The organism is Heliobacterium mobile, assembly GCF_009720735.1.
GTDB classification, from domain to species: domain Bacteria; phylum Bacillota; class Desulfitobacteriia; order Heliobacteriales; family Heliobacteriaceae; genus Heliobacterium; species Heliobacterium mobile.
In genome coordinates this window covers 314,164-337,764 of sequence record NZ_WNKU01000001.1, presented here as the reverse complement: position 1 = coordinate 337,764, position 23,601 = coordinate 314,164, and the positions used below count along the sequence as shown (strand labels likewise).

The 23,601-nt window shown below is 52.6% G+C and carries 26 protein-coding genes; 1 reads left to right on the top strand and 25 read right to left on the bottom strand.

Annotated elements, in window-relative coordinates; genetic code table 11:
- Positions 1-3 precede the first annotated feature (3 nt).
- Positions 4-642: a ribonuclease HII gene (locus GJ688_RS01675; RefSeq protein ID WP_235910648.1), complete on the bottom strand. Its 639-nt coding sequence runs from the start codon at positions 640-642 to the stop codon at positions 4-6.
- A gap of 121 nt (positions 643-763) precedes the next feature.
- Here GJ688_RS01675 and GJ688_RS01670 point away from each other — a divergent pair, with 121 nt between their 5' ends.
- Entirely contained in the window at positions 764-1,630 is an 867-nt protein-coding gene (locus tag GJ688_RS01670; RefSeq protein ID WP_155474770.1) for a polysaccharide deacetylase family protein, read from the top strand.
- A 46-nt stretch (positions 1,631-1,676) separates the two neighbouring features.
- On the opposite strand, the gene ylqF is transcribed toward GJ688_RS01670, so the two are convergent.
- The 24 genes from ylqF to fabD all read right to left on the bottom strand — a co-directional run bounded on the left by ylqF (position 1,677) and on the right by fabD (position 23,595).
- A complete protein-coding gene (gene ylqF, locus GJ688_RS01665) occupies positions 1,677-2,525 on the bottom strand; it encodes a ribosome biogenesis GTPase YlqF (RefSeq protein ID WP_155474769.1) in 849 nt (282 codons plus the stop codon).
- 1 nt (position 2,526) lies between these two features.
- A complete protein-coding gene (gene lepB / locus GJ688_RS01660) occupies positions 2,527-3,084 on the bottom strand; it encodes a signal peptidase I (RefSeq protein ID WP_155474950.1) in 558 nt (185 codons plus the stop codon).
- Between the two features lie 94 nt (positions 3,085-3,178).
- Positions 3,179-3,523: a 50S ribosomal protein L19 gene (rplS, locus tag GJ688_RS01655; protein ID WP_155474768.1), complete on the bottom strand. Its 345-nt coding sequence runs from the start codon at positions 3,521-3,523 to the stop codon at positions 3,179-3,181.
- A gap of 457 nt (positions 3,524-3,980) precedes the next feature.
- Positions 3,981-4,586 carry an RNA methyltransferase gene (locus GJ688_RS01650; protein ID WP_155474767.1) on the bottom strand — a complete coding sequence of 202 codons (606 nt, stop codon included), beginning with the start codon at positions 4,584-4,586 and terminating at the stop codon, positions 3,981-3,983.
- Between the two features lie 6 nt (positions 4,587-4,592).
- The gene (gene trmD, locus GJ688_RS01645) at positions 4,593-5,396 is read right to left on the bottom strand and encodes a tRNA (guanosine(37)-N1)-methyltransferase TrmD (protein ID WP_155474949.1); all 804 of its coding nucleotides are present in this window, start codon (positions 5,394-5,396) and stop codon (positions 4,593-4,595) included.
- Between the two features lie 5 nt (positions 5,397-5,401).
- Positions 5,402-5,920 carry a ribosome maturation factor RimM gene (gene rimM / locus GJ688_RS01640; protein WP_155474766.1) on the bottom strand — a complete coding sequence of 173 codons (519 nt, stop codon included), beginning with the start codon at positions 5,918-5,920 and terminating at the stop codon, positions 5,402-5,404.
- A 102-nt stretch (positions 5,921-6,022) separates the two neighbouring features.
- Positions 6,023-6,250, bottom strand: coding sequence for a KH domain-containing protein (locus GJ688_RS01635; RefSeq protein ID WP_170291560.1), 228 nt, complete (start codon positions 6,248-6,250; stop codon positions 6,023-6,025).
- Positions 6,251-6,294: 44 nt separating this feature from the next.
- Positions 6,295-6,561: a 30S ribosomal protein S16 gene (gene rpsP, locus GJ688_RS01630; protein ID WP_155474764.1), complete on the bottom strand. Its 267-nt coding sequence runs from the start codon at positions 6,559-6,561 to the stop codon at positions 6,295-6,297.
- Positions 6,562-6,706: 145 nt separating this feature from the next.
- The gene (ffh, locus tag GJ688_RS01625) at positions 6,707-8,071 is read right to left on the bottom strand and encodes a signal recognition particle protein (protein WP_155474948.1); all 1,365 of its coding nucleotides are present in this window, start codon (positions 8,069-8,071) and stop codon (positions 6,707-6,709) included.
- 10 nt (positions 8,072-8,081) lie between these two features.
- The gene (locus GJ688_RS01620) at positions 8,082-8,450 is read right to left on the bottom strand and encodes a putative DNA-binding protein (RefSeq protein ID WP_155474763.1); all 369 of its coding nucleotides are present in this window, start codon (positions 8,448-8,450) and stop codon (positions 8,082-8,084) included.
- A gap of 230 nt (positions 8,451-8,680) precedes the next feature.
- Positions 8,681-9,994 carry an amidohydrolase gene (locus tag GJ688_RS01615; protein WP_155474762.1) on the bottom strand — a complete coding sequence of 438 codons (1,314 nt, stop codon included), beginning with the start codon at positions 9,992-9,994 and terminating at the stop codon, positions 8,681-8,683.
- Positions 9,995-10,009: 15 nt separating this feature from the next.
- Positions 10,010-11,047: an S-methyl-5-thioribose-1-phosphate isomerase gene (gene mtnA, locus GJ688_RS01610; protein ID WP_170291559.1), complete on the bottom strand. Its 1,038-nt coding sequence runs from the start codon at positions 11,045-11,047 to the stop codon at positions 10,010-10,012.
- Positions 11,048-11,090: 43 nt separating this feature from the next.
- On the bottom strand, positions 11,091-11,888 hold the full coding sequence (gene mtnP / locus GJ688_RS01605) for an S-methyl-5'-thioadenosine phosphorylase (protein ID WP_155474947.1): 798 nt from the start codon (positions 11,886-11,888) through the stop codon (positions 11,091-11,093).
- Positions 11,889-11,890: 2 nt separating this feature from the next.
- Positions 11,891-12,091 (bottom strand): 2-hydroxymuconate tautomerase, encoded by a 201-nt coding sequence (locus GJ688_RS01600; RefSeq protein WP_155474760.1) that lies wholly within the window; start codon positions 12,089-12,091, stop codon positions 11,891-11,893.
- A 44-nt stretch (positions 12,092-12,135) separates the two neighbouring features.
- Positions 12,136-13,056 (bottom strand): signal recognition particle-docking protein FtsY, encoded by a 921-nt coding sequence (ftsY, locus tag GJ688_RS01595; protein WP_155474759.1) that lies wholly within the window; start codon positions 13,054-13,056, stop codon positions 12,136-12,138.
- A 316-nt stretch (positions 13,057-13,372) separates the two neighbouring features.
- Positions 13,373-16,942, bottom strand: a complete 3,570-nt coding sequence (gene smc / locus GJ688_RS01590; protein WP_170291558.1) for a chromosome segregation protein SMC — start codon at positions 16,940-16,942, stop codon at positions 13,373-13,375.
- Positions 16,943-17,064: 122 nt separating this feature from the next.
- Positions 17,065-17,325: a stage V sporulation protein S gene (locus GJ688_RS01585; RefSeq protein ID WP_012283228.1), complete on the bottom strand. Its 261-nt coding sequence runs from the start codon at positions 17,323-17,325 to the stop codon at positions 17,065-17,067.
- A gap of 61 nt (positions 17,326-17,386) precedes the next feature.
- Positions 17,387-18,505, bottom strand: a complete 1,119-nt coding sequence (locus GJ688_RS01580; RefSeq protein ID WP_155474757.1) for an elongator complex protein 3 — start codon at positions 18,503-18,505, stop codon at positions 17,387-17,389.
- Complete coding sequence (rnc, locus tag GJ688_RS01575; protein WP_155474756.1) at positions 18,502-19,227, bottom strand: ribonuclease III; 726 nt, start codon at positions 19,225-19,227, stop codon at positions 18,502-18,504. Before rnc ends, GJ688_RS01580 begins: the two co-directional genes overlap by 4 nt.
- 97 nt (positions 19,228-19,324) lie before the next feature.
- Positions 19,325-20,572, bottom strand: a complete 1,248-nt coding sequence (gene fabF / locus GJ688_RS01570; RefSeq protein ID WP_155474755.1) for a beta-ketoacyl-ACP synthase II — start codon at positions 20,570-20,572, stop codon at positions 19,325-19,327.
- A gap of 18 nt (positions 20,573-20,590) precedes the next feature.
- A complete protein-coding gene (locus tag GJ688_RS01565; protein ID WP_170291557.1) occupies positions 20,591-21,538 on the bottom strand; it encodes an NAD(P)H-dependent flavin oxidoreductase in 948 nt (315 codons plus the stop codon).
- A gap of 112 nt (positions 21,539-21,650) precedes the next feature.
- On the bottom strand, positions 21,651-21,881 hold the full coding sequence (gene acpP / locus GJ688_RS01560) for an acyl carrier protein (RefSeq protein ID WP_170291556.1): 231 nt from the start codon (positions 21,879-21,881) through the stop codon (positions 21,651-21,653).
- Positions 21,882-21,905: 24 nt separating this feature from the next.
- A complete protein-coding gene (gene fabG / locus GJ688_RS01555) occupies positions 21,906-22,652 on the bottom strand; it encodes a 3-oxoacyl-[acyl-carrier-protein] reductase (RefSeq protein WP_155474944.1) in 747 nt (248 codons plus the stop codon).
- Positions 22,653-22,668: 16 nt separating this feature from the next.
- Positions 22,669-23,595 carry an ACP S-malonyltransferase gene (fabD, locus tag GJ688_RS01550; RefSeq protein ID WP_155474754.1) on the bottom strand — a complete coding sequence of 309 codons (927 nt, stop codon included), beginning with the start codon at positions 23,593-23,595 and terminating at the stop codon, positions 22,669-22,671.
- Positions 23,596-23,601 lie beyond the last annotated feature (6 nt).

The window sequence follows — 23,601 nt, the reverse complement described above, 5'->3', positions numbered from 1 at the left end:
GGGTCATTCCTCCTCCCATTTGTCGATGTGTAGAAAAGAGGTGCGGTGAATCAAAGTGGGCCCCCGTAAAATGATCGCTTCTCGATGGGCTACTGTGCCGTAGCCTTTATGTTTTTCAAAGCCGTAACCGGGAAAAATCTGACCAAAACGGACCATCAGACGATCGCGGGTGACTTTCGCGAGGATCGAAGCAGCGGCCACCGGTGCAGCCAACCCGTCGCCACCGACGAGTGTTTCCTGTGTACCCTTATACTGGGGAAGGGGTAGGTTGCCATCGATGAAGAGATAATCAGGTTGGATACCTAAGTTGCCGATAGCTAAGGCCATAGCCCGAAAGGTAGCCGGGAGTATGCCGATTTGATCGATCACCCTCGCTGAGACGACGGCGACTGCACAAGCCAAGGCTTGGCACCGGATCTCCTGAGCGAGTCGCTCTCTTCGAGCAGAGCTGAGCTTTTTGGAGTCGTTTAATCCCTCAATGCGGCAAAAGGGCGGTAAGATGACGGCTGCTGCAGCGACAGGACCAGCGAGGGGACCGCGGCCTGCTTCGTCGACGCCGGCAATCCGTAGGAATCCCTTCTCCCTTAACTTTGTTTCTGTCGTAAACCAGGCATCTTGTAACTGTTGACTGCTCTTTGACAACTTCTTCATCTCCCTAATTCGTTGGAAAGGAACACCTGCGCGTCCTTAAGATACCTCCCATAGCTTCATTCCCGCCTAGACAAACTATCTTCTGATAGCCGAACGGGAATGGAGGTGTCCCTTGAAAAATATTGCACTAAAAGTCGCTTTGATTTTATCTCTTGTAGGTATTATCGGGTTTATGGGCTTGCAACCTTTACGTCCCCCCAAGGAATATATCTCCCTCGAGTATAATCTCTTAGAAAACAGTTCCCCCGAAAATGCGCCTGCGAACAATCCAAACGTTCAAGATCCTCATAAAAAATACGGCTGGGGATTTGTCCGTTCTAAAGATGAGCAACCGCCCTATGTTCCACAGTGGCAGCAGGACTTGTTGAAGGAATACAACGCCATCTATAAAGGGAGCGGCTCACAGAAGGTCCTTTCCATCACCTTTGATATGGGATACGAATTGGAGGGCGCCACGCCGCGAATTCTTGATGTGTTGCAGAAGCACAACGCTAAAGCTGCCTTCTTCTTAACAGGACATTGGGTCAAGACACAACCGGATTTATTGAAACGCATGATCGCTGAAGGCCATGAAATAGGGAATCACACTTGGAATCATCCCAGTTTACCTGAACTTTCCCAGGATAAACTGACGGAGGAGATCATGTCTCTCCACCGGGATATTCAAGAAGCTTCCGGCAGTGATTATGCGGCCAAATTTCTCCGTCCACCCAAAGGGGAGTTTAGCCGCTCTAGCTTGGATGCGACGAAAAGCCTCGGTTATCAAACGGTTTTTTGGAGCATCTCTTCCGTCGACTGGCTTCCGTCCTCTTCTCCGCGCAAGGTCTACGACGATGTCCTCAGCCAGCTTCACCCAGGTGCTATCATTTTACTTCATGGCAATTCGAAAGCTGTCGTCGACCAGATGGAAGATATGATGACGGCGATTAAAGAACGAGGCTACTCTATTGTCCCATTGGTAGAGATCCAAAAGCAATAACAAAAAGCACCCTTGCGTTAAGGGTGCTTTATTTTTTCCGTTTTATTTATTCCGTTTCGTCGAGGGTGAACCGGCCCAATTTGCCAGCCCGGAAATCTCCTAAGACTTGAATGGCCGCTTTTTCCCGGTCATAGACTCCGCCGGAAAGCAAAAATCCGCGCCGTTTCGCTACCGCATCGAGCCAACTCGCTTCGGGCACTTCCAAGACGTTCAGACTATACCGTTCTTGCAGCGTTTCAATCGCCTTATCCCGAATCGCCTGCAGGATATAGGAAGCGACATGCTGCACATCGACGACCAGGTCGCTGACCGCTCCTGTAGCCGATAGTTTTAAGCCGACCGTAGGATCTTCAAACTTAGGCCACAAAATACCGGGCGTATCGAGCAGTTCCAGCTTTTGTCCGATGCTCACCCATTGCGGTCCTCGAGTGACACCGGGACGATCCGCCGTTACGGTTCTTCTCCGACCGGCTAAACGGTTGATCAACGACGACTTGCCCACGTTGGGAATTCCCAACACCATGGCCCGGAAAGGCCGAGGGCGCATCCCCCGCTGCTGCCATCGCTGCAACAGCTGCTGCAAGGCCTGTTCTACAGCGGGAGCAATCGCTTTCACTCCCTCTCCCGAAGCAGCATCGACGGACAAGGCCGGAATCCCGCGGCTGCGGAAACTCTCAGCAAACTTCTGGGTGGCCGCCGGGTGGGCCAAATCAGACTTGTTTAGCAAGATGATCCGCGGCTTTTGGCCGAGTATCCGATCGATATCAGGGTTGCGACTGCTCACAGGTACGCGGGCGTCGACGAGTTCCAGCGCCAAATCCACCTTGGCTAAGTCGGCCTCTACCTGACGCCGTGCTCGAGTCATATGTCCTGGATACCATTGTATCCCGCTCAACTTAGATGCCCTCCGTTGTGCGAATCCGATTTAAAGGCCAGTATAAAAATACCGCTTTGCCGATGATGTTATTCCTCGGCACAAAACCCCAGCGGCGGCTGTCATCAGAATGGTTGCGGTTATCACCCATGACAAAGAGTTGTCCCTCTGGAACTGCCTTTGGTCCGAAGTCCTCCATTTTCAGCGGAGGAAGGTATGGTTCAGAGATTTTCTCTCCGTTTACATACAATTGATTGTTGCGAATCTCCACTGTCTCACCGCCAAGGGCGATGACCCGCTTGACAAAGTCGCGGCTTTCATCCAAAGGGTACCGGAAGACGATGATATCGCCCCGCTTTGGCTCACTAAAATAATAGTTCACCTTGCTGACGATAATCCGATCCAGCGGCATGAGGGTGGGCTCCATCGAGCCTGATGGGATGTAAAAGGGCTGAAACAAAAAGAACCGGATGACAAAAGCAAGCACGACGGCGATTAAGACCGCTTCAGCGATTTCTCGAATCGCCGATTTTGGTTGTTTTTGTTCAGCCTGGACGGTAGAATCCTCCGGCCGTTTCATCTCTTCCACGAGGATACCTCCCCTAGTCCATTTCCATTATATTCCATAAGAATAATAGACAAAAGGGACTGGTTTCCCAGTCCCTGTAACCAGTCTAGCGTTTGTCTTTGATCCGGGCAGCTTTACCGGACAAGCCGCGTAGGTAGTACAGTTTGGCCCGACGAACGCGACCGCGACGTACCACTTCGAGCTTGTCGATACGCGGAGAATGGACGAGGAAAGTCCGTTCTACGGCGACACCATAAGATACACGGCGAACAGTGAAAGTCTCACTGATTCCACCGCCACGACGTTTGATGACAATGCCTTCAAACACCTGAATCCGCTCCCGGTTGCCTTCCACGACTTTTACGTGGACTTTCACCGTATCCCCAGGATTAAACTGAGGAATATCTTTACGCAGTTGTTCTGCTTCGATTTGACGAATAATGTCTTGCATACTCTGAACCCCCTTCCTCGCCTAGGCGTTCTTACCCCCAGTTTCTATACGGGGCAGCGGACCACCCTTGCTTCCGAAGAGCATAACTCCCCGGTATCAAACAAAAATTAGTATATCATAATCACTTTCCCTATGCAACAAAGAGTTTAGCTTTATTGAAAAAACTCGCCTACTTTTAACGCTGATAGTCTTAGAGAATTATGCTGATTCAAGGAAAAATAAAATGAGGTGACGGATTTTGAAAAACTGGGGGTGCATTGGCGAAGCGAGCGTTTTGAGCGGAGTGGCGTCGCGAGCGCAACCTGTGGAGCGGTAAGGGCGCCAAGGTTCACATGCAGAACAACCCAGAGGTTTTGGCGCCCTAGCGAAACAGGCAAGCAAGCCGCCACGGAGCTCTTAGCGAGCGGAGCCAATGCACCCCCGTTTTACCACAATGTCATCATACAACCCGTTTGTATTACTCTTTAACCGGGGTGAATTCCTCGTCATACCAGGACTCTCCCAACAACCGGTCAAGGATAATCGCCGCCGCACTCCGAACGGACAGGTGGTTATAAGGACCTCGTCCCCAAATCGGATACAAGATATGGTCGGCCGACTCCATCAACTCTTGCTCCATGCCAAAACCGGTACCGAAGAGCAACAGCCATGGCCCTTCTTCTTGCACCAGTTTTTTACGCATCTCTCGGTATCCGACCGAATGAGGATAAATTCGGGCATCAGTGGTGATGACTTTGGGCAGACGGCCTTCTTTTTGCTCGATCATCTTTTTCGCATCTTCTAAGGTGCTGGCCACGGTCAATCGTTCCAAGGCTTCCTTCCGATCAGGGTTGTATTCGGCGCCATAGCCCTCGATCCAGTACCGCAGGATCTCAGAGACGAGTCGTTGTTGAGCTTGGTGAGGGTGGATGACGAAATAGCCGGCTACATCATAGGTCGTGGCCGTACGGGAAATGTCATGCAGATCGAGATTGGTCACCGATGTGGCAATGACCTGCATGCGCTTGTTGTAGACGGGATGGTGGATCAGGCCGATATAGAGCGGCACATCTTTCAAATCCAATGGAATCTAGCCCCTCCCCTTGGTTCGCTTCTTTTTCTCTTTTCGGGGTATTTCTACATCATGCCCTAGTTCTCGCAGCGCCTCGGCCATCAGCACCTGATCGTCAAAATCAAAATTTTGTTCCTTTATTAATTCCGGACGAACTTGATAGGTGCGCTTCAGCGATTCTTTTCTTCGCCAACGGCGGATCGATTCATGATGCCCACTGAGCAGTATGGGTGGCACTTCAATCCCGCGAAACTGAGCAGGCTTCGTAAACTGAGGATATTCCAACAACCCGTCGCTGAAAGACTCTTCTTCGGCAGAGGTTTCGTCTCCCAGAGCACCGGGGAGAAGTCTCACCACAGCATCGATGATGACCATGGCGGCCAGTTCACCGCCAGTCAAGACATAGTCTCCGATAGACAACTCTTCATCGACCCATACTTGTCGAACCCGATCATCGATGCCTTCATAACGCCCGCAAAGCATGATGAGGCGAGGGATCTGCGCAAGTTCTCGTGCTTTCGCCTGGTTAAAGGTCTTACCCTGCGGAGTTAACAGGACTACACGAGTATCGGGCGCCCTTTCTCCAGCTTTTACGTCAAGAATCTCTTCTAAGGCATCAAAAAAAGGTTGAGCCATCATAACCATGCCAGCGCCCCCGCCAAAAGGGGTGTCGTCGACACGGCGATGCTTGTTATCAGTGTAGTTTCGTACGTCATGGGTCTGAATGGAGACGATCCCTTTGCCTTGAGCTCGGCCGATGATGCTTGTCTCCATGGGACCTTTAAACATATCGGGAAAAATCGTTAACACATCGATATTCATCGGTTTCACTCAAGCAATCCTTCCGGCAGTTGCACGGTCATGCGCCCTTTTTCCAAATCCACCTGCAACACAACCGATTTTAACGCCGGAATCAGCACTTCTTTTCCTGTATCTTCTGAACGGACCAGATAGACATCATTGCTTCCGGTCTCGATGATTTGTCGTAACAAGCCGAGCGATTCTCCAGTTTCGGTAAAGACTTCGAGTCCTTCTAATTGGAAGTGATAATATGAGCCTTCCTCAAGCGGCGGAACCTCTTCCACGGGAATCGTCAAATAAACCTCTTTTAGTTTTTCCGCAGTCGTCATATCTTGAATCTCCTCAAAGGAGATAAGAAATACGTTTCTATGGGCTTTTGACTGGTTGATCGTCAACTTGTCCGGACAGCCGGGAACCTTTTCCTCCAAGTAAACACGTTTCAACTGCATAAACCTGGCCGGGTCTTTGGTCAACGGCCAAACGCGGACTTGTCCTTTGACACCTTGTGTATTGATGATCTGTCCAACCCGGACGAATTTGTTCATAAACCGGCTGCCCCCTAATGAAAATAGAATACAATACCTCGATAGACGAGAAAAAGGGAGCCTTAAGCCCCCTTTTTCCCATTTCCGGCTCAAGCAAGCCGGTTAGACAATCTCTACAACGACACGTCGGCCGTCTTTGGCCGCAGCGGCTTTCACCATGGTGCGAATCGCCTTGGCAATCTTGCCTTGTTTGCCAATGACTTTCCCCATATCTTCCGGGGCGACGCGAAGTTCGATGAGAACTTGCTTCTCCGATTCCGATTGGGTCACTTGCACCTGATCCGGTCGATCGACCAGAGCCTTGGCCAGTATTTCAACCAATTCTTTCACGTGGGTACCTCCCCACTGGACATTCCCCATTAGACCCAAAAAGCTTAGGCTTTTTTCTGAGCCCATTTGTCCAGGATCCCCGCCTTATTCAGCAAAGCCTTGACGGTATCCGAAGGTTGAGCACCGTTGTTCAGCCATTTGAGGGCTTTTTCCTCGTCAATTTGGACGATGGCCGGATCTTTCGTCGGATTGTAAATGCCGATTTCTTCAATAAAGCGTCCATCCCGAGGAGAACGGGAGTCCGCTACAACGACCCGGTAAAAGGGAGCTTTTTTCATACCCATACGTTTCAGTCGAATACGAGTTGCCAAGTGTATCACCTCCTTCAAAGAGTCTGGTTTGTGTCGGTTCGAAAACCGTTCTAAAGCTATTGGACGAATTCTGCGCAACTTGTTTTGAGAGTTATATGGGCCAGTTTTGCAAAACTGGTTTTTGAAACCATCTTTGGAATAAAACCTATTTCATAAAGGGCAACTTAAACATACCCTTACCTTTTCCGCCAGGACCTTTTCCGGGGCCTTTGCCGCGCATATCGGCAAATTGTTTGAACATCTTGCGAGTCTGCTCATAGGTCTTGATCAGGTTGTTTACCTGCTGCACCGAGGTGCCGGATCCTTTGGCGATGCGACGTTTTCGGCTGTCCTTCAGAATTTGCGGATTCTGTCGTTCTTCCGGCGTCATCGAAAGAATGATCGCTTCCACATGCTTGATCTCTTTTTCGTCGAACTGGACATCTTTGAGGGCTTTCATTTTGCCCATACCCGGCAACATGCCTACGAGCTGATCGAGAGGTCCCATCTTCTGCATCTGCTGCACTTGGAAGAGAAAGTCTTCGAAGTTGAAGTCAGACTTGCGCAGCTTTTGCTCCATCTCTTTGGCCATTTTGGCATCAAAGGTCGATTGGGCTTTCTCGATCAGGGAGAGCACATCGCCCATGCCTAAGATACGGGAAGCCAACCGGTCGGGATGGAAGGGCTCCAAGGCATCCGGTTTTTCGCCCATGCCAGCGAACTTGATTGGACAACCGGTGACCGCTTTGACCGAGAGTGCGGCCCCGCCTCGAGCATCACCGTCAAGCTTCGTCAATACGACACCGTCCAAACCGAGTTGTTTATGGAAGGAATCGGCCACGTTCACAGCGTCTTGACCGGTCATGGCGTCGACAACGAGCATGATCTCATGAGGTTTTACGGTGGACTTGATCGACTTTAGCTCATCCATCAACTCTTCGTTGATGTGCAAGCGTCCGGCTGTATCGAGAAGGATCACATCACGGCCTTGAGCGACGGCATATTCCGTAGCACCCCGGGCGATGTCGACAGGGCTGACGCCTGTCCCCATGGAGAAGACAGGGAGATCGAGCTGGTTGCCTAGAACTTGCAGCTGTTTTACCGCGGCAGGACGGTAGACGTCACAGGCAACTAAGAGGGGACGCCGTCCCTGTTTGCGCAGGTAAAGGCCCAGTTTGGCAACGGTTGTCGTTTTACCTGCACCTTGCAGTCCGACGAGCATGACCACTGTCGGCGGTTTTGAGGACATGTTCAGCTTGGAGGTGGTTCCGCCCATCAACTGAATCAGTTCGTCATGAACAACTTTGACGACCTGTTGTCCCGGTGTTAAGCTTTCCAGCACGTCCTGGCCGATGGCCCGCTCTTTCACGCGGGCAACGAAGTCTTTAACGACTTTCAAATTGACATCTGCCGCGAGCAAGGCCATGCGCACTTCCCGCATGGCTTCGGCCACGTCGGCCTCGGTCACTTTTCCCTTGCCCCGCAGTTTTTTCAACGTATTTTGCAGTTTTTCCGCGAGTCCTTCAAACATGGCCATGGGTCTATTCCCCACTTTCGCCTAGCATTTCTTTCAAGCGAAGGATAGCCTCTTCCAGCTGACCCACATCACCGCCGCTGCGAGAACGCTTCAACAAGATGAGAATTTCCGACAGGCGGTCGCGGTCTTCCTGCCAGCGACGCAGCAATCCCAACTTTTCTTCATAGCCCAGGAGAACTTTTTCAGCCCGCCGGAGCAAGTCAAAGATGGCTTGCCGCGATACTTGAGATTCTGAGGCAATCTCCGCCAGTGAGAGATTGTCTTCATAATATAACGAGAGGACTTCCCGCTGCCGCTCCGTCAATAATTGACCATAAAAGTCGTACAGCAGGGCCATCCGTTGCAGTTTTGCTAAGGATTGTTCTTCATTCATAGGTTCCCTCTGTTAAGGGTTAGCACTTGACAGACTCAACGAATGCAATTGTACTATGACCGCTTCCCTCTGTCAAGGGTTTTTCCTTCACAGTAAAAGAAGGAAGGTTATCCTTCCTTCTACCCGATTTTTAAAGCATATCTCCTGAATAAAACTCTTTCCGTCGTGAGCAAAATGCTTACTGTTTGTTTGGGTAAAGCCCGTGAAACGACTTTGCACAGTTGTGTCCCTTATTGTGCGGGCGAGTCCGTCGTCAGGCGGATCGCACGCAGGCGGGCTTCCTCCATAATCCGGCTTTCATCGAGACTGGTCAGCTTGCCCTCACGGAGAAGCACTTTTCCATCGACGAGTACCGTATCGACGTCGGATCCGCGAGCCGAATAGACCAAATGGGCGACCACATCATGGCTGGGACAGAGGTGTGGTTGTGCCAGATTGACCATGGTGATGTCGGCTCGTTTGCCCACTTCGAGTGAACCGATCATATCATCCCAACCTAAGGCACGGGCCCCGCCGATGGTGGCCATCTCTAAGGCGGCGTAAGCCGGGAGTGCCTCCGGATTGAGCAGGTGCACTTTCTGGAGGAAAGCTGCTTGACGCATCTCTTCTATTAAATCAAGGTTATTGTTGCTGGCGGCGCCATCCGTCCCGAGAGCCATGACGGCACCTTTTTGACGCAGGCTTTCCACGGGAGCAATCCCTGAGGCGAGTTTCATGTTTGATTCGGGGTTGTGAGCTACACCGATACCTTTCGTGGCAAGTATGTTTTGTTCTTCTTCTGTCAAATGAACACAGTGGGCGGCGAGAACTGGCCGTTCGAAGAGGCCAATGCTGTCCATGAGTTGGATGGGCGGTTTTCCGTATTGTTTGGTGATGTCCTGGACTTCCGTCTGTGTTTCTGCGAGGTGGATATGAAGCCCTGTTCCTAACCGGTCAGCTAATTCCATGACCCGTTTCAAATAGTCTGGCGTACAGGTGTAGGGCGCATGGGGTCCTAACCAGATTTTTACCCGCCCGTCAGCGCCGTTGTTCCAACGCTGGAAGAGTTCTTCCGATTCGACGATCGCTTTTTCGGCGCTGGCGCCAAAGCTGATCATGCCCCGGCTAAGATGGCCCCGGATGCCGCTCTCGGCGACAGCTTCGGCGACCCGGTCCATAAAGAAGTACATGTCGGCAAAAACAGTCGTACCGGACTTCAACATCTCGGCGATGGCCAGCATGGTTCCCCAGTAAACGTCATCACCGGTCAATTTCGCTTCGGCCGGCCAGATGGCCTCATTGAGCCAGCGCATCAAGGGAAGATCATCGGCATAGCTGCGAAAGAGCGTCATCGCTGCATGAGTGTGAGCATTGACCAGACCAGGTAAGACGGCTTTGTTTCGGCCGTCGATCACCTGCAGATCAGGGCCTTGAATTTCCTCTGGAGCTTTTCCCGGAAACACTCCGGCGATCTTCCCATCGACGATATAGAGATCGCCCTGACAGATATCTTGGCGGGAGGTCATCGGCAGGATTGTCCCACCCTGAATCAAAATCCGTGCCATAAGAACCCTCTTCTCTTATTCTTCTTTTAAAAGCCCTTGTAAGGTCTCGCCGTAAGGGGGGCGGAAAATTCCCCTATCGGTGATGAAGGCGGTAACCAGTTCTGCCGGTGTCACATCAAAGGCCGGGTTATAGACGTGTACACCGGGAGGCGCCGTTACAGCGTCGCCAAAGCCTCTCACTTCTTCGGGATCCCGTTCTTCAATGGGAATCTCTGCACCGGTCTTTAGAGACAAGTCGAAGGTCGAGACAGGTGCCGCCACATAAAAGGGAATGCCGTGGGCTTTCGCCGCTAAGGCCACCCCGTACGTTCCGATCTTATTGGCCACATCTCCGTTGGCGGTGATGCGGTCAGCACCGACGATGACCAGGTCGACCAGGTTCTGTTTCATCACGTAGGCCGCCATGGAGTCGGTGATCAAGGTGACCGGAATCCCGTCTTGCATCAATTCCCATGCGGTCAGACGGGCTCCTTGCAGCAAAGGCCGGGTCTCGTCAGCGAAGACGCTGACTTCCTTTCCCGCATGATGGGCCGCCCGGATGACGCCTAAGGCGGTGCCGAATCCGGCGGTGGCTAAGGCGCCGGCGTTGCAGTGAGTCAGGATTCCAGCGCCTTCGGGAATGAGTTCTACCCCGAACTGCCCCATACGCTCGTTCATCGCCCGGTCTTCTTCGGAAATCGTTTTCGCTTCCTCTAGAAGGATATGTTTTAAATCTTCAACGGTCGCCCCACGATGAGCTTCCGCTTTAGCTTGCATTCGTTTTAAGGCCCAAAACAAGTTGACGGCCGTCGGCCGGGTTTTAGCCAGGTCGTCTACAGCCTGCTTGATCTCGGCCTCCAATTCCTGCGGGTCTTCCCCCTGATAGTTTAAGGCGGCCAAGGCAACACCAAAGGCAGCAGCAGCCCCAATGGCTGGGGCTCCTCGCACACGCAGTTTTTTGATGGCCTCTCCGAGAACGTGGTGGTCCCAGCATTCAATATATTCTTCTACGAGGGGTAGTTTGGTCTGATCTAAGAGCAAAAGGTGATCTTCTTGCCAGCGTAAAGTATCCACGTCGGTCCCCTTTCCGGTCAAAAGACTTATGCTTTATATCTTTTTAGAGCTTAAAGCCGCCAAATTCCTTCAGCGCCTCTTGGCAATCACAGCCTGCCTGCGAATCCATCAGTTCAATCGTCCGCATGGCGAGAATCTTGATGTTTTCAATGTTTGCTTTCATAGCATCGAGCACTTCCATATGGGTCAAGACCTCCGGCGAGATACCGGCACCAAAGTTGGTGACCATGCAGACGGTGGCGTAACACATCTCCGCTTCCCGGGCCAAGACGGCTTCAGGAACGCTGGTCATGCCGACGAGGTCGCCACCGAGTTGCTTGTACATGCGAATTTCCGCCGGCGTCTCAAAGCGGGGACCTTCCGTGCAGACATAGACACCGCCGTCGTGGGCGTTCAGGTTCTTATCGGCAGCCGCCTGTAACAAGACCTTCCGTAAGCGAGGGCAATAAGGATAGGTCAAATCGGTGTGGATCACGCCGTTTTGACCGCCGTCAAAAAAGGTGCTCGGCCGGACTTTCGTAAAGTCTAAAAACTGGTCGATGATCACTAGTTGGTTCGGACCCATGTTTTCATTTAAAGATCCGACGGCAGCGGTGGCGATGATCTGGCGGACACCGATTCGTTTTAAGGCGAGAATGTTGGCGCGGTAATTGACGAGATGAGGAGGAACCGAATGGCCCTCCTCATGGCGGTTCAGAAAAGCCACATCTTTACCGGCGTATTTGCCGAGCCGTAAAGACACGTTTCCATAAGGGGTCTGCACATTTACCTGGCGCGGTTCCGCCAGCATGGACGGATCATAGACGCCGGTTCCACCGATGATGGCGATGGGCACATTCAAATTCAAGCAGGATTCCTCCTCTTATCGCTGTTGAGCACACCGCCGGTCGCTACGTTCGTCGGCGGAACATCGACAATGGTGATGGTTACATTCTCAGGACGAGCTCCACTGGTTTCGACAATAGCTTCGGTGACTGCTTTGACCATGTTCCGTTTTTGTTCTTCTGTGCGGCCTTCCAGCATGGTGATGTTGACGATAGGCATGAGTAACTCCTCCTTTTTATTGTAGCAATACTATTAGTATTCCTTTATTCCTCTTTACCGAACAAGGCTTTCGCAAATTCGCCGGGATCAAAATCGCGCAGGTCTTCCATTTTCTCGCCGATCCCGATGAACTTGACTGGTGTCTGCAGTTCTGAATGGATGGCCAAGATGACACCGCCTTTCGCCGTTCCATCCAACTTGGTTAAGACCAGACCGGTCAAGCCCACAGCTTCCCCGAAGATACGAGCCTGACTGAGCGCATTTTGGCCAGTCGTGGCGTCTAAAACGAGCAGGGTTTCGTGAGGCGCTCCCGGCATAGCCCGACCCAAGACCCGGTTGATTTTGCTCAATTCGTTCATCAAATGGGACTTGTTATGGAGCCGTCCTGCCGTGTCAATGATCAACACATCGCTCTCCCGGCTTTTGGCCGCTTGAACGGCATCAAAGGCGACAGCGCTCGGATCGGCACCTTCTTGGTGGCGGATCACTTCCACACCGACCCGTTGCCCCCAGATCTCCAACTGATCGATCGCCGCAGCCCGGAAGGTATCTCCGGCGGCGAGGAGCACTTTACGACCTTCCTGCTTCCACCGGTGCGCCAGCTTGGCAATGGTGGTCGTCTTGCCGACGCCGTTGACGCCGACGATCAGGATCACCGTCGGTTGATTACCTAAGTTTACTGGGATAGCTTCCCCACCCAATATGGCGGCGATCTCTTCCTGCAAAAGACCTTGCAGCAACGAAGGATCGCTGATTTTTTGTTCTTTCACCTTGCGGCGCAGCCGTTCTACCAGTTCAATAGACGTTTCGGCTCCCACATCGGCACTGATCAACGCTTCTTCCAGTTCGTCATAAAGATCGTCATCGATCTTCGTCCGCCCCGTCACCAGCGCTTCCACTTTGTCGACGAGATTTTGACGGGTCCGTGTCAAACCTTCCTTGAGTCGATTAAAAAAGCCAGTCAACGTACCACCCCCGAAAATTAGTAATTCACAACTAAGCGAAAAGGCATCATTGCACCCCGATTTACCACAATGTAATCAAAGGACTATTGAACTGAAGGAAAAATCTGGGGTGTAATGATGGAGTGAGCGTTTTGGGCGAAGTGGCGTCGTGAGCGATAGTTGCGAGCGGAAAAGTGCGCCACGGTTCACATGCAGAATAACCCAGAGGTTTGGCGCACCCGCGTAGCAACCGAGCGAACAGCCACGGAGCCCTTAGCGAGCGGAGTTATTACACCCCGATTTACCACAGTATACCTTCAACAGGTAGATTTTTAAGCTACATGGCCGCCGACTCCGTCATCCGCACCGAGATCAGCTTGGAAACACCGGCCTCTTCCATGGTCACTCCGTAGAGATAATCGGCGCTCTCCATCGTTCCCTTCCGGTGCGATATAACGATGAATTGGCTTTGTTCTGTCAGACTGCGTAAGTACCGGGCAAAGCGAGCCACATTCGCTTCGTCGAGAGCGGCTTCGATCTCATCAAGCACACAAAAGGGGCTTGGCCGCACCTGCAGCAAGGAAAAGAGCAGGGCGATGGCCGTCAATGCCCGCTCTCCGCCAGACAAGAGGGACAAGTTCACCAATTTCTTCCCAGGCGGTTGGGCCAAGATGTCTACGCCCGTCGTCAGCAGGTCGGTCGGATCGCTCAACACCAATTCAGCCGATCCACCGCGGAAGAGATCCGTAAATACCTGCCGGAATTTGCTGTTGATCTCGGCGAAAGCTTGTCCAAACCGGCGGATCATAATCTCTTCCATTTCCCGAATCACTTGTTCGAGAGTCCCTTTGGCGGTTTGCAGATCTTCGAACTGGTGCTGTAGGAAGGATAGCCGCTCCTCCAGCCGTTGTTCTTCCTCGATCGCCAAAAGGTTGACGGCCCCCATCTCTCTAAGGAGATTTTTATATTGATTCATCTCTTTTTGCGATGCCCGGCGATCTTGAGGAGCGATTCCTTTTTCCGTAGCCTGTTCCGGTGTCAATTCCCATTGTTCAGCCAGGCGCTGGGTGATCGTGTTCGCTTCCGCTTCGAGCCGGGCCAGTTGAACTTCCAACTGGTGAACCTTTTCGCGAAGCGGAGTGAGCTCACCAGTCAAATGCTTACGCTCTTCCATCTTGTTCTGAAGTTCACTGGCTCTCTCTTCCTGCTGCTGCCGGCAGAGAGAGACTTCCTGTTGCACTTCTGCTTCTTCGACCATGCGATGGGCCAAATCTCGCTCTAATTCAGTGATTTCCCTTTGACAGGCGGAAATCTCTTCAGAGGTGCTAAAAGAGCGTTTCTCTTTTTCTTTCGCTTCCCGCTCGATTCTGCGGGTTTCTTCCTCTATAGAGACGATCGCTTGATCGAGGCCTTTCAGTTCTTCTTCCAATCGTGCACCAGTCATCTGCCAGCGATTCAGTTCTTCCCGATCCTTTTCTCCGACGATACGGAGTTGGGAAAGGGCCTCTTGTTTCTGATTTACCGTCGATTCCAGTTGTTGATTCTCTGCTTCAGCGATGTTGAGCTTTTCCTGCAGCAGTTCTTTTTGTCCAACTATTTTGGCTAACTCTTCCTGGAGCCGCTTCTGTTCATGCCGGTGTTTTTCCACCAGCCCCTTGTCTTGCTCTACAGCCCGCTGCAGGCGAACTGCTTCCGTCTCGAGACTGTTCTTTTCCGCTTCGACTGTGAGTATTCGCCGGTTTAATTCCTGTATCTGCGTGGATAATCGGCTGATCTGTTCAGCCAATTCTTCTCGTTGTTGCTTAAAGCTGCTGATGGCCGTACCGAGGCTCTTTTCTTCCTCATCGAGCATGGCCATCTCGCGACGGCGCAAAAAAGTCTGGCCGCCGCCTTTCTGGTTGAGACTGCCGCCGGTGACACTTCCCCCTGGCTGAAGTATCTCTCCTTCCAAGGTGACGATGCGCCAGTGATAGCGCGTTTGCTTCGCTAAACGCAAGGCCCCCGGCAAGTCTTCCATCACCAAGGTGCGCCCTAACAGAAAGCGGACTGCTGGCATGTAGGCTGAATCGCATTGGACAAGATCGGCGGCACAACCGATGACACCGGCCATATTCAACACATCCCGACCGGGTCCCCCATAGACTTGAAGGCTTCGCAAGGGGAGAAAGGTCGCCCGCCCTTTGCGGCAAGCTTTGAGATGCTCGATCCCACGACGGGCGGCATCATCATCTTCGGCGACGATGTTCTGCATCGCGCCGCCGAGGGTGACTTCGAGAGCCACTTCCAAACCAGAGGGGACCTGGATGAGATCGCTGAAGACCCCATGAATACCCTTCATCTGCCCATTGCCCGCCTTCAGCTGGGAGAGGATCTCCCGAACGCCCAAAGCGAACCCTTCATGGTTTTTATCCATCGAATCCAGCGCTTTGTGGCGGGCCGACACCTCCTGCCAACGGCGCATCGTCTGGGTCAGCCGGTGTTCCAACTCGTTTTGCTGGCCTTGCAGTTGCGACTTTTCTTCTTCGGAAGAGGTCAATTCTTGGCGGACCCTTTCCCATAAGCCCTGGGCTTCAGCGGCCTTGGTGCGGCAGTTTGCGATTCCCTCTATCAACTCACGGGTTCGGGAATCGGTACGGGAAACCTCATCGTCGAGGCGGTGGGCTTGGGTTTCAATCCGCGTGTGGTTGATCTCCACTTCATGCAGTTGGGCTCGCAGTGTCGTCAGTTGCTGTGCAAGGGAAAACATCTGCTGGCGCATTTGCTGAATTTCTGCTTCTGACGCAGTGACCTCTTCTCGCGAGGCCTTTCCCTTGCTCAGCCGTTCTTCTACCTCACGGCGAACCGATTCGAGTTCAGCGAGAACATGTTCTCTCCGCAACGTCTGTTCCTCTTGGCGGCGCCCCATATCTTCCAAGGCCGATGCCGAAAGAGCCATCTCTTTGGTGACGATCTGCAATTGGTTTTGCAGACCTTTGAGGCGCTCCCGAAGGACGTTCAGTTGCCCCTGAACGGAAAGCACCCGTTCCGAATGCAGATGAGCTTTTTGGCGGGCCGCTGTCAGAGCTTCTTCAGCTTGACGGGTTTTCAATGCCGCCGCAGCTTCCACCCCTTCGACCGTCGCCAGTTGAGCTTCTTTCTCCCACAGGCTGGTGGTGAGTTTTTCTAACTCTAGGCGGGTCGTCGATGTCTTTTCAGTGATTTCTGCAAAATCCAAGACGAGCAGCCCGAGTTCCAACTGTTTCAGTTCTGTATCAATCGATTTATAGCGACGGGCTTTTTCCGCTTGTTCTCGAATGGAATCGAGCTGCTGTTCCAGTTCACCGATGATATCATCTAAGCGGGTGATGTGCTGTTGGGTCTCTTCCAGTTTTTTCGCCGCCTCACGCTTGCGGTTCCGATAGCGGACAATGCCGGCAGCTTCTTCAATGATGGCCCGCCGTTCTTCCGGTCGAGAGGAAAGCACCTCATCGACCTTTCCCTGGCCGATGATCGAGATCCCTTCTCGTCCCAAACCGGTATCTGCAAACAGTTCTTGCAGGTCTTTGAGCCGGCAAGGGCTGCGGTTAAGGAGATAATCGCTGTCGCCGGAACGAAAGACGCGGCGCGTTACCGTCACTTCCCGAAAATCGACAGGCAGCAGGCCTTTTTCGTTATTCAGGGTGATCGATACTTCTGCCATGCCCACGGGCTTGCGGCGATCAGACCCGGCGAAGATGACATCCTCCATCTTAGCGCCCCGCAAGGAACGAGGGCTCTGTTCTCCGAGAACCCAGCGAATGGCATCAGCCACGTTGGACTTGCCCGATCCGTTAGGTCCTACGACAACGGTCAGTCCTGGAGAGAGGACGATGTCTGTTTTATCGGCAAAAGATTTAAAACCGTTTATCTCAATTCGCTTAAGGGCCAATCCCAATTCCTCCCGAAAAATTCCTCTTCATTGTAGCATAGGCGAAATTGGCGAACAAGCAACGGTGGGGAAAAGAAAAAACTGCCCGGTTTCGGGCAGCGTTTTTTCCTGGCTTGGGTGACTTACCGCGGTTCCACGATGAACTTAATCGCAGTTCTTTCTTCCCCATCGATGGCTATCTCCACAAAGGCGGGAATGGTGATGAGGTTGATGCCATTCGGGGCGACAAACCCACGAGCGATTGCAATCGCTTTAATGGCCTGATTAACCGCCCCGGCGCCTACCGCTTGAATCTCGGCTCGGCCTTTTTCTCGGAGGATGGCGGCTAATGCTCCAGCTACCGATTTGGGATTGGATTGCGCAGATACTTTGAGTCCTTCCACCTACGTTCCCTCCTATACTCCCCGACCGCTGATTCCAGCGATCTTCTCCCCTATTATATTCTTATATTCGCCAATTGGCTATATATTCCTCTTGAGTAAAAATGAATATTGATTTCCCCCCCGACGCTAGTGCCCAATTTCCGTGCAAGGGCAAGCCAGGTTTAACCGGACCTGCGGCTGTCGAGGGGATCGCCTGACAAATTTTAAGGGAGCTAATTCCATACATATGCCGCAACAGCCATCGCTTATGACCATGAACGAGAGATAAATCCTGAGGCGGGATCAGCAGTTGCATGGCATCGTCAAATGTTTCGCTCTTTAAACAAAAATTCCTGCTTTCTTTCTCAAAGGCCGCGACCATCGCCAGGACATAGTGAAAAGCCACGCTGCGGCGGACCCATTCTCCTAAGCTCGGAGAATAAGGTCCCGCTAAGCAACTATTGACGCACAATTCGCCCGGCATCAGCCCCCAGCGGATCACAGGCACACCCTGCTGGGCACACAAGAGCGCCATCTGGGTAAGAAGGCGCAAGGTCTTGCCCAAGGACCAAACAGCGTATTCACCAGAGCGCCACCGCTGTTCCAGTGGACTGCCTTTTAGTACCAAGGTCGGATGAATGCGCAGAAAATCCGGCTTCAACCAAAGGCATTCAAGGAGTGAAGATAGACTCGTCGCTTCACTATCACCAGGCAGACCGGTCATCAGGTGAAGACCGACCTTGATGCCTTCTTGTTTCAAGAGTTGAACCGCCTGCACCGTCGCCGCAGGACCATGTCCACGGTCGATGTTTTCCAGGACCTGAGTGTTCATGGACTGGGCTCCCACCTCGACTGTAGCAACCCCGTAGGCTTTTAACCGGGCAACCGTCTTCCCGTTGACTCTGTCTGGACGAGTGGATAAGCGAAGTCCTCTGATCCCCCTTCGACCGACCCAAGGATGGGCAAGAGAAAGCAGTTTTTCTTGGACCCCATCGGGCAAACCGGTGAAGCTGCCGCCGTAGAAGGCAATCTCATGATCAGCCTGTGGGTCTTCCCCTTTGTAACTCTCCAAGTATTTGTTGATCGTTTCATCGATATCGTCCGGCCTGGGAAGACCCTTTGCCCCAGTCAACCCCTCTTGATTGCAGTAGATACAGCGATCCGGACAGCCTTGTTGGGGTAAAAAAAGAGGGATGATCATGGTGTCATCCCTTTCTCTTCCGTCAACAGGCGCAAGGCCCGTCCAGCTGCTTGTTGTTCCGCTTCTTTTTTCGTCCGGCCTTGACCGGAAGAGATCTGGGCTCCGTTCACATAGACCGCTGCGATGAAACGTTTATCATGGTCCGGCCCCGATTCCTCAAGAATCCGGTAACGGATATCGACAGGCCCTTTGCGCTGGACCCATTCTTGGAAGGCGGTCTTGTTATCGCCCGTAAAAACGCTTTGTACGTTTTCAATGTTCGTTCCGAAGAGTCCCAAGACGAACTTACGGGCTGCATCGAGACCGCTCGCCAAATAGATCGCGCCGATGACTGCTTCCAAAGCGTCCGCTAAGATGGATGGCTTGTCACGGCCTCCGCTGCTCTCTTCACCACGTCCTAGGCGAAGCCAGACGCCTAAGTTTAGACGGCGGGCGCCGGCTGCCAGATTGGCTTCACAGACGATGGCAGCCCGCCGACGAGACAACTCTCCCTCAGGCCAGGTCGAGTATCGTTGATACAGTTGTTCCCCGACGATGAGACCTAACACGGCGTCGCCCAAAAACTCTAGCCGTTGGTTGTGCTCCTGCGGGGCAGAAGGATTTTCATAAAAGAAGGATGGATGCGTTAAGGCGGTTTCCAAGAGGTGTAAGTTGGCGTCGCCAATTCCAACCAGTTCCGCCAGTGCCCGTGGTTTGTGTAATCCCGGTTTGGCTTTTTTCATGATTCACCTCAAATAAAAGACCCCCATCACCCAACGGGCTCGGGGGTCGATCGGGCTGTCATAACAGGATCGGTTCAGGCAAAGCCGGGTTTGGAGGTTATTCCCCAGGCCGGTATTTGCAAAGAGCGACGGTGGCGTTATGTCCCCCAAAACCGAAAGTGTTGGAGATTGCGGCTTCTACCGGTATTTTGCGCGCTTCATGGGGAACATAATCCAAATCACAGCCCTCACCAGGGTTATCCAAGTTGATCGTCGGGGGAATGATACCATCATGAATGGCTAAGGCAGTAGCGATCAGTTCGATGCCTCCGGCAGCGCCAAGCAGGTGGCCTGTCATCGATTTGGTCGAGCTGATAGCCACTTTCTGGGCATGATCGCCAAAAACTGATTTGATCGCCAGTGTTTCGTAATAATCGTTCTTTTCAGTCGCTGTACCGTGAGCATTGATGTAATCGATATCTTCCGGCTTTAGACCAGCATCCTTTAAAGCGCCCTGCATAGCTCGGGCAGCTCCTTCTCCATTGGGCGCCGGATCGGTGATATGATAAGCGTCACAGGAAGAGCCGTAACCGACGACTTCCGCATAGATATGAGCACCCCGGGCTAGAGCATGTTCCAGTTCCTCAAAGACGAGAATCCCGGCGCCTTCGCCCATGACAAAGCCGCTGCGATCGCGGTCAAAGGGGCGGCTGGCTTTTGCTGGGTCGTCATTCAGTGTGGACATGGCTTTCATGGCGCAGAAGCCGGCAAAAGACAACTGGATGATGGAAGCCTCGGTCCCCCCCGTAAGGACCACATCACAATCACCATGCTGTAGAAGGCGGAGAGCGCTGCCACAAGCGTTCGTTGCCGAAGCACAGGCGGTGACCACCGTTTCACTCGGTCCCTTCAAGTTCAATTGCATGGATATATGGCCGGCAGCCATGTTGGAGATCATCATCGGGACAAAAAAGGGACTGATACGACCGTTCCCTTTGTTGATCATCACCTTGGCTTGATCTTCGAAGGTCTCCATGCCGCCGATACCGCAACCTAAGATGACACCAGCCCGTTCGCGGTCGGCCTTCTCCATATCGAGACCGGAATCTTCCATGGCCATTTTCGACGCCGCTACGGCGTACTGGGCAAACCGGTCCATACGACGAGCTTCTTTCCGGTCCAAAAACTTGGTCGGATCAAAATCCTTTACTTCCGCCGCAACTCGCGTCGGGAGGTCGGTGGCGTCAAAACGGGTCACAGGGCCGATGCCGGAAACACCGGAGGTCAAGGAGTCCCAAAACTTTTCCTTGCCTGTCCCTACGGGTGACACGACACCGACGCCCGTAATGACCACGCGTTTTTTCATCTTCTTTGTACACGCTCCTTATGAATAGGCTTCTATTTCCCGTAGAAGATTCTCTACAATTACACGGACAGGCAAGATCTCTTTGATTCTCTCCACATGCTCTCCCGAGAAGACCAACCCCGATTCCATGTTGCCTTGTTGGGCATGGTTAAGCGCTTCTACGATACAGAAGGACTTTGAGCAATGCTTTAAGCAACCATTACAGCGCTTCGGAGTATTATCTGCATCAGAGTTCAGCTTGTTCCAAAAGGAGTTTTTCAGACCGCGACCCGGCAGACCGACAGGGCTGTCGATTAGAACTACATCATCATGGGTGGAGCGCAGGTAAAGCTCTCTAAATTCCGGAGCTGCTCCGGACTCTTCACTGGCTGCAAAGCGTGTTCCCATTTGAACACCGCTGACCCCCATTTTGAAGGCGTCTACGATATCATGACCGTCGATAATTCCACCGGCGGCGATTACGGGGATATCTACGGCAGCAACAACTTCCGGCACGATTTTCTTCATGGACTCATCGGTGCCCAGATGGCCGCCTGCTTCTTTACCTTCGACGACGACGGCGGCAGCACCCAGCTTCTGGGCTAGTTTCGCCAAGCGAGCCGAAGAGACGATAGGAACAATCGGAGTTCCCGATTCTTTTCCCCATTGAAACATATCTCGAGAAAAACCAGCCCCTGAAACGACCAGATCGATCCCTTCGTCAATGGCCGCCTGCACCAGTTTTGCGAAGTCCCGTGCGGCGAAGAGACAGTTGATGCCGATAATGCCTTTAGTCAATCGGCGAGCTTCACGAATCTCACTGCGCAACTCTTCTTCGGTCAGGCCTGTCGCCGCGATCAGCCCGATCCCGCCCTCATTGGCCACTGCTGCTGCTAGAGGAGCCATGGATATACGTATTGCCATGCCGCCTTGTACGATCGGTAGCTTGGCCACTAAATGGCCGATTTTCAACTCCGGTAGCTTCACCTACTACTCCCCCAAATGCCCCTACAGTTCGCTAGGGCTTCGTCCTCTATAGGCAGGAAGCCCCGTATGGCTACGGGACTTCCGAAATACTTGCCAAGTTAAGTTTTTATACCTACTGGTTTTCTTTGATGTAATCAACAGCCGCACCGACGGTTTTGATCTTTTCAGCATCTTCATCAGGAATCTCGATATCGAATTCCTCTTCCAACGCCATGACCAGTTCAACAATATCCAAAGAGTCGGCGTTCAGGTCTTCAAAAGAAGTCTCCATGTTGACTTCTTCTTCGTCAACTCCCAATTGTTCTACCACGATGGCTTTGACTTTTTCAAAAATAGATGACACGTCTTTCACCTCCTTTAGAAACTACTACGCCATTACCATGCCGCCATCGACATTGATGGTTTGACCAGTAATGTATTTGGCGCTCTCCGATGCAAGGAAAGCGACAACTTTCGCCACATCTTCGGGCTGTCCAAGTCTACCTAAGGGAATCGTTTTTGCTAAACTTTCTCGTACCTCGTCAGAGAGCTTGTCGGTCATATCGGTTTGGATGTAACCGGGAGCGACGGCGTTTACAGTTATGTTTCTAGAACCGAGTTCTTTCGCCAATGTCTTGGTCAAACCGATGACACCGGCCTTGGCTGCCGCATAGTTCCCCTGCCCGGCGTTGCCCATTTGACCGACAACGGAGGTGATGTTTATGATGCGCCCAGAGCGCTGTTTAATCATGGGCTTGATGGCGCTTTTCGAGCAAAGGAATAGGCCCTTTAGATTCGTATCGAGAACGGCGTCCCAATCTTCTTCCTTTAAGCGCATTAACAGATTATCCCGGGTAATGCCCGCATTATTCACCAGTACATCAATGCGACCAAATTCTGCCAGGACTTTTTGGACCATTTCATCAACTTGATCGGAACGGGAAACATCCCCTTGGATGGCAAAAGCTTTCCCGCCAGCCGAGATAATCTCTTCGACGACTTCATTTGCTTTTGCTTCGCTTCCGGCATAATTGACAGCGACCGCAAAGCCGTCAGCAGCCAATTGCAAGGCAATCGCTCGCCCGATCCCCCGGGAAGCCCCGGTAACTAAGGCTGTCCGCAGGTCTACACCCATTTTATCCACTCTCCCCCTAAGATGCAAGGACCTTTTGGATTGTGTCTACGTCGCCGATCGCGGCTGTCTCAGAGCCTTTGACAATCTTCCGAGCTAAACCGGTGAGCACTTTTCCAGGTCCCACTTCGATAAACCGTTGGACTCCCGCATCGGCGAGAAACTTGACCGACTGTTCCCAACGAACAGGATGATCCACTTGGAGGATGAGGTTTTTCCGGACAGCTTCCCCGCTGGTGGCTGGTTGAGCCGTCACGTTCGCGACCAAAGGAATCGTCGGATCGGAGATATTCGCCGCTTGCAGGACTTCTGTCATGCGCTCTGCCGCCGGCTTCATCAAAGAGCAATGAAAAGGAGCACTCACATTGAGCATGACCGAGCGTTTTGCCCCTGCCGCTTTTGCCAAAGCAACGGCTTGTTCCACCGCTGCCACTTCCCCGGCTATAACCACTTGGCCGGCACCGTTAAAGTTAGCGGGTTCGACAACACCGGCAGTTGACGCATCCCGGCAAAGGGCTTCCACAGCTTCAGCCTCCAACCCCATGATGGCGGCCATCGTTCCACGGCCGGCCGGTACAGCATCTTGCATAAAAAGACCGCGCTGGCGAACGAGGCGAATCCCTTCGACCAAGGTAAGACTGCCAGCCGCTACGAGAGCGGAATACTCGCCCAGGCTGTGTCCGGCGACCCAGTCCGGACGAAATCCGTTAGCAGCCAAGACTCGATAGACGGCCACCGCTGTGGCCAACAGGGCCGGTTGGGTGTTCGCTGTCAAGCGTAATTCCTCTTCCGGTCCTTCAAAGCACAACTTGCTTAAAGAAAAGCCCAGTGCTTCATCGGCTTCGTCGAAGACAGCTTTTGCCAAGGGAAATTGGGCTGCCAAGTCGGCACCCATGCCGACGAATTGGGAGCCTTGGCCGGGAAACATGAATGCGATTTGTGTCATAAGTCC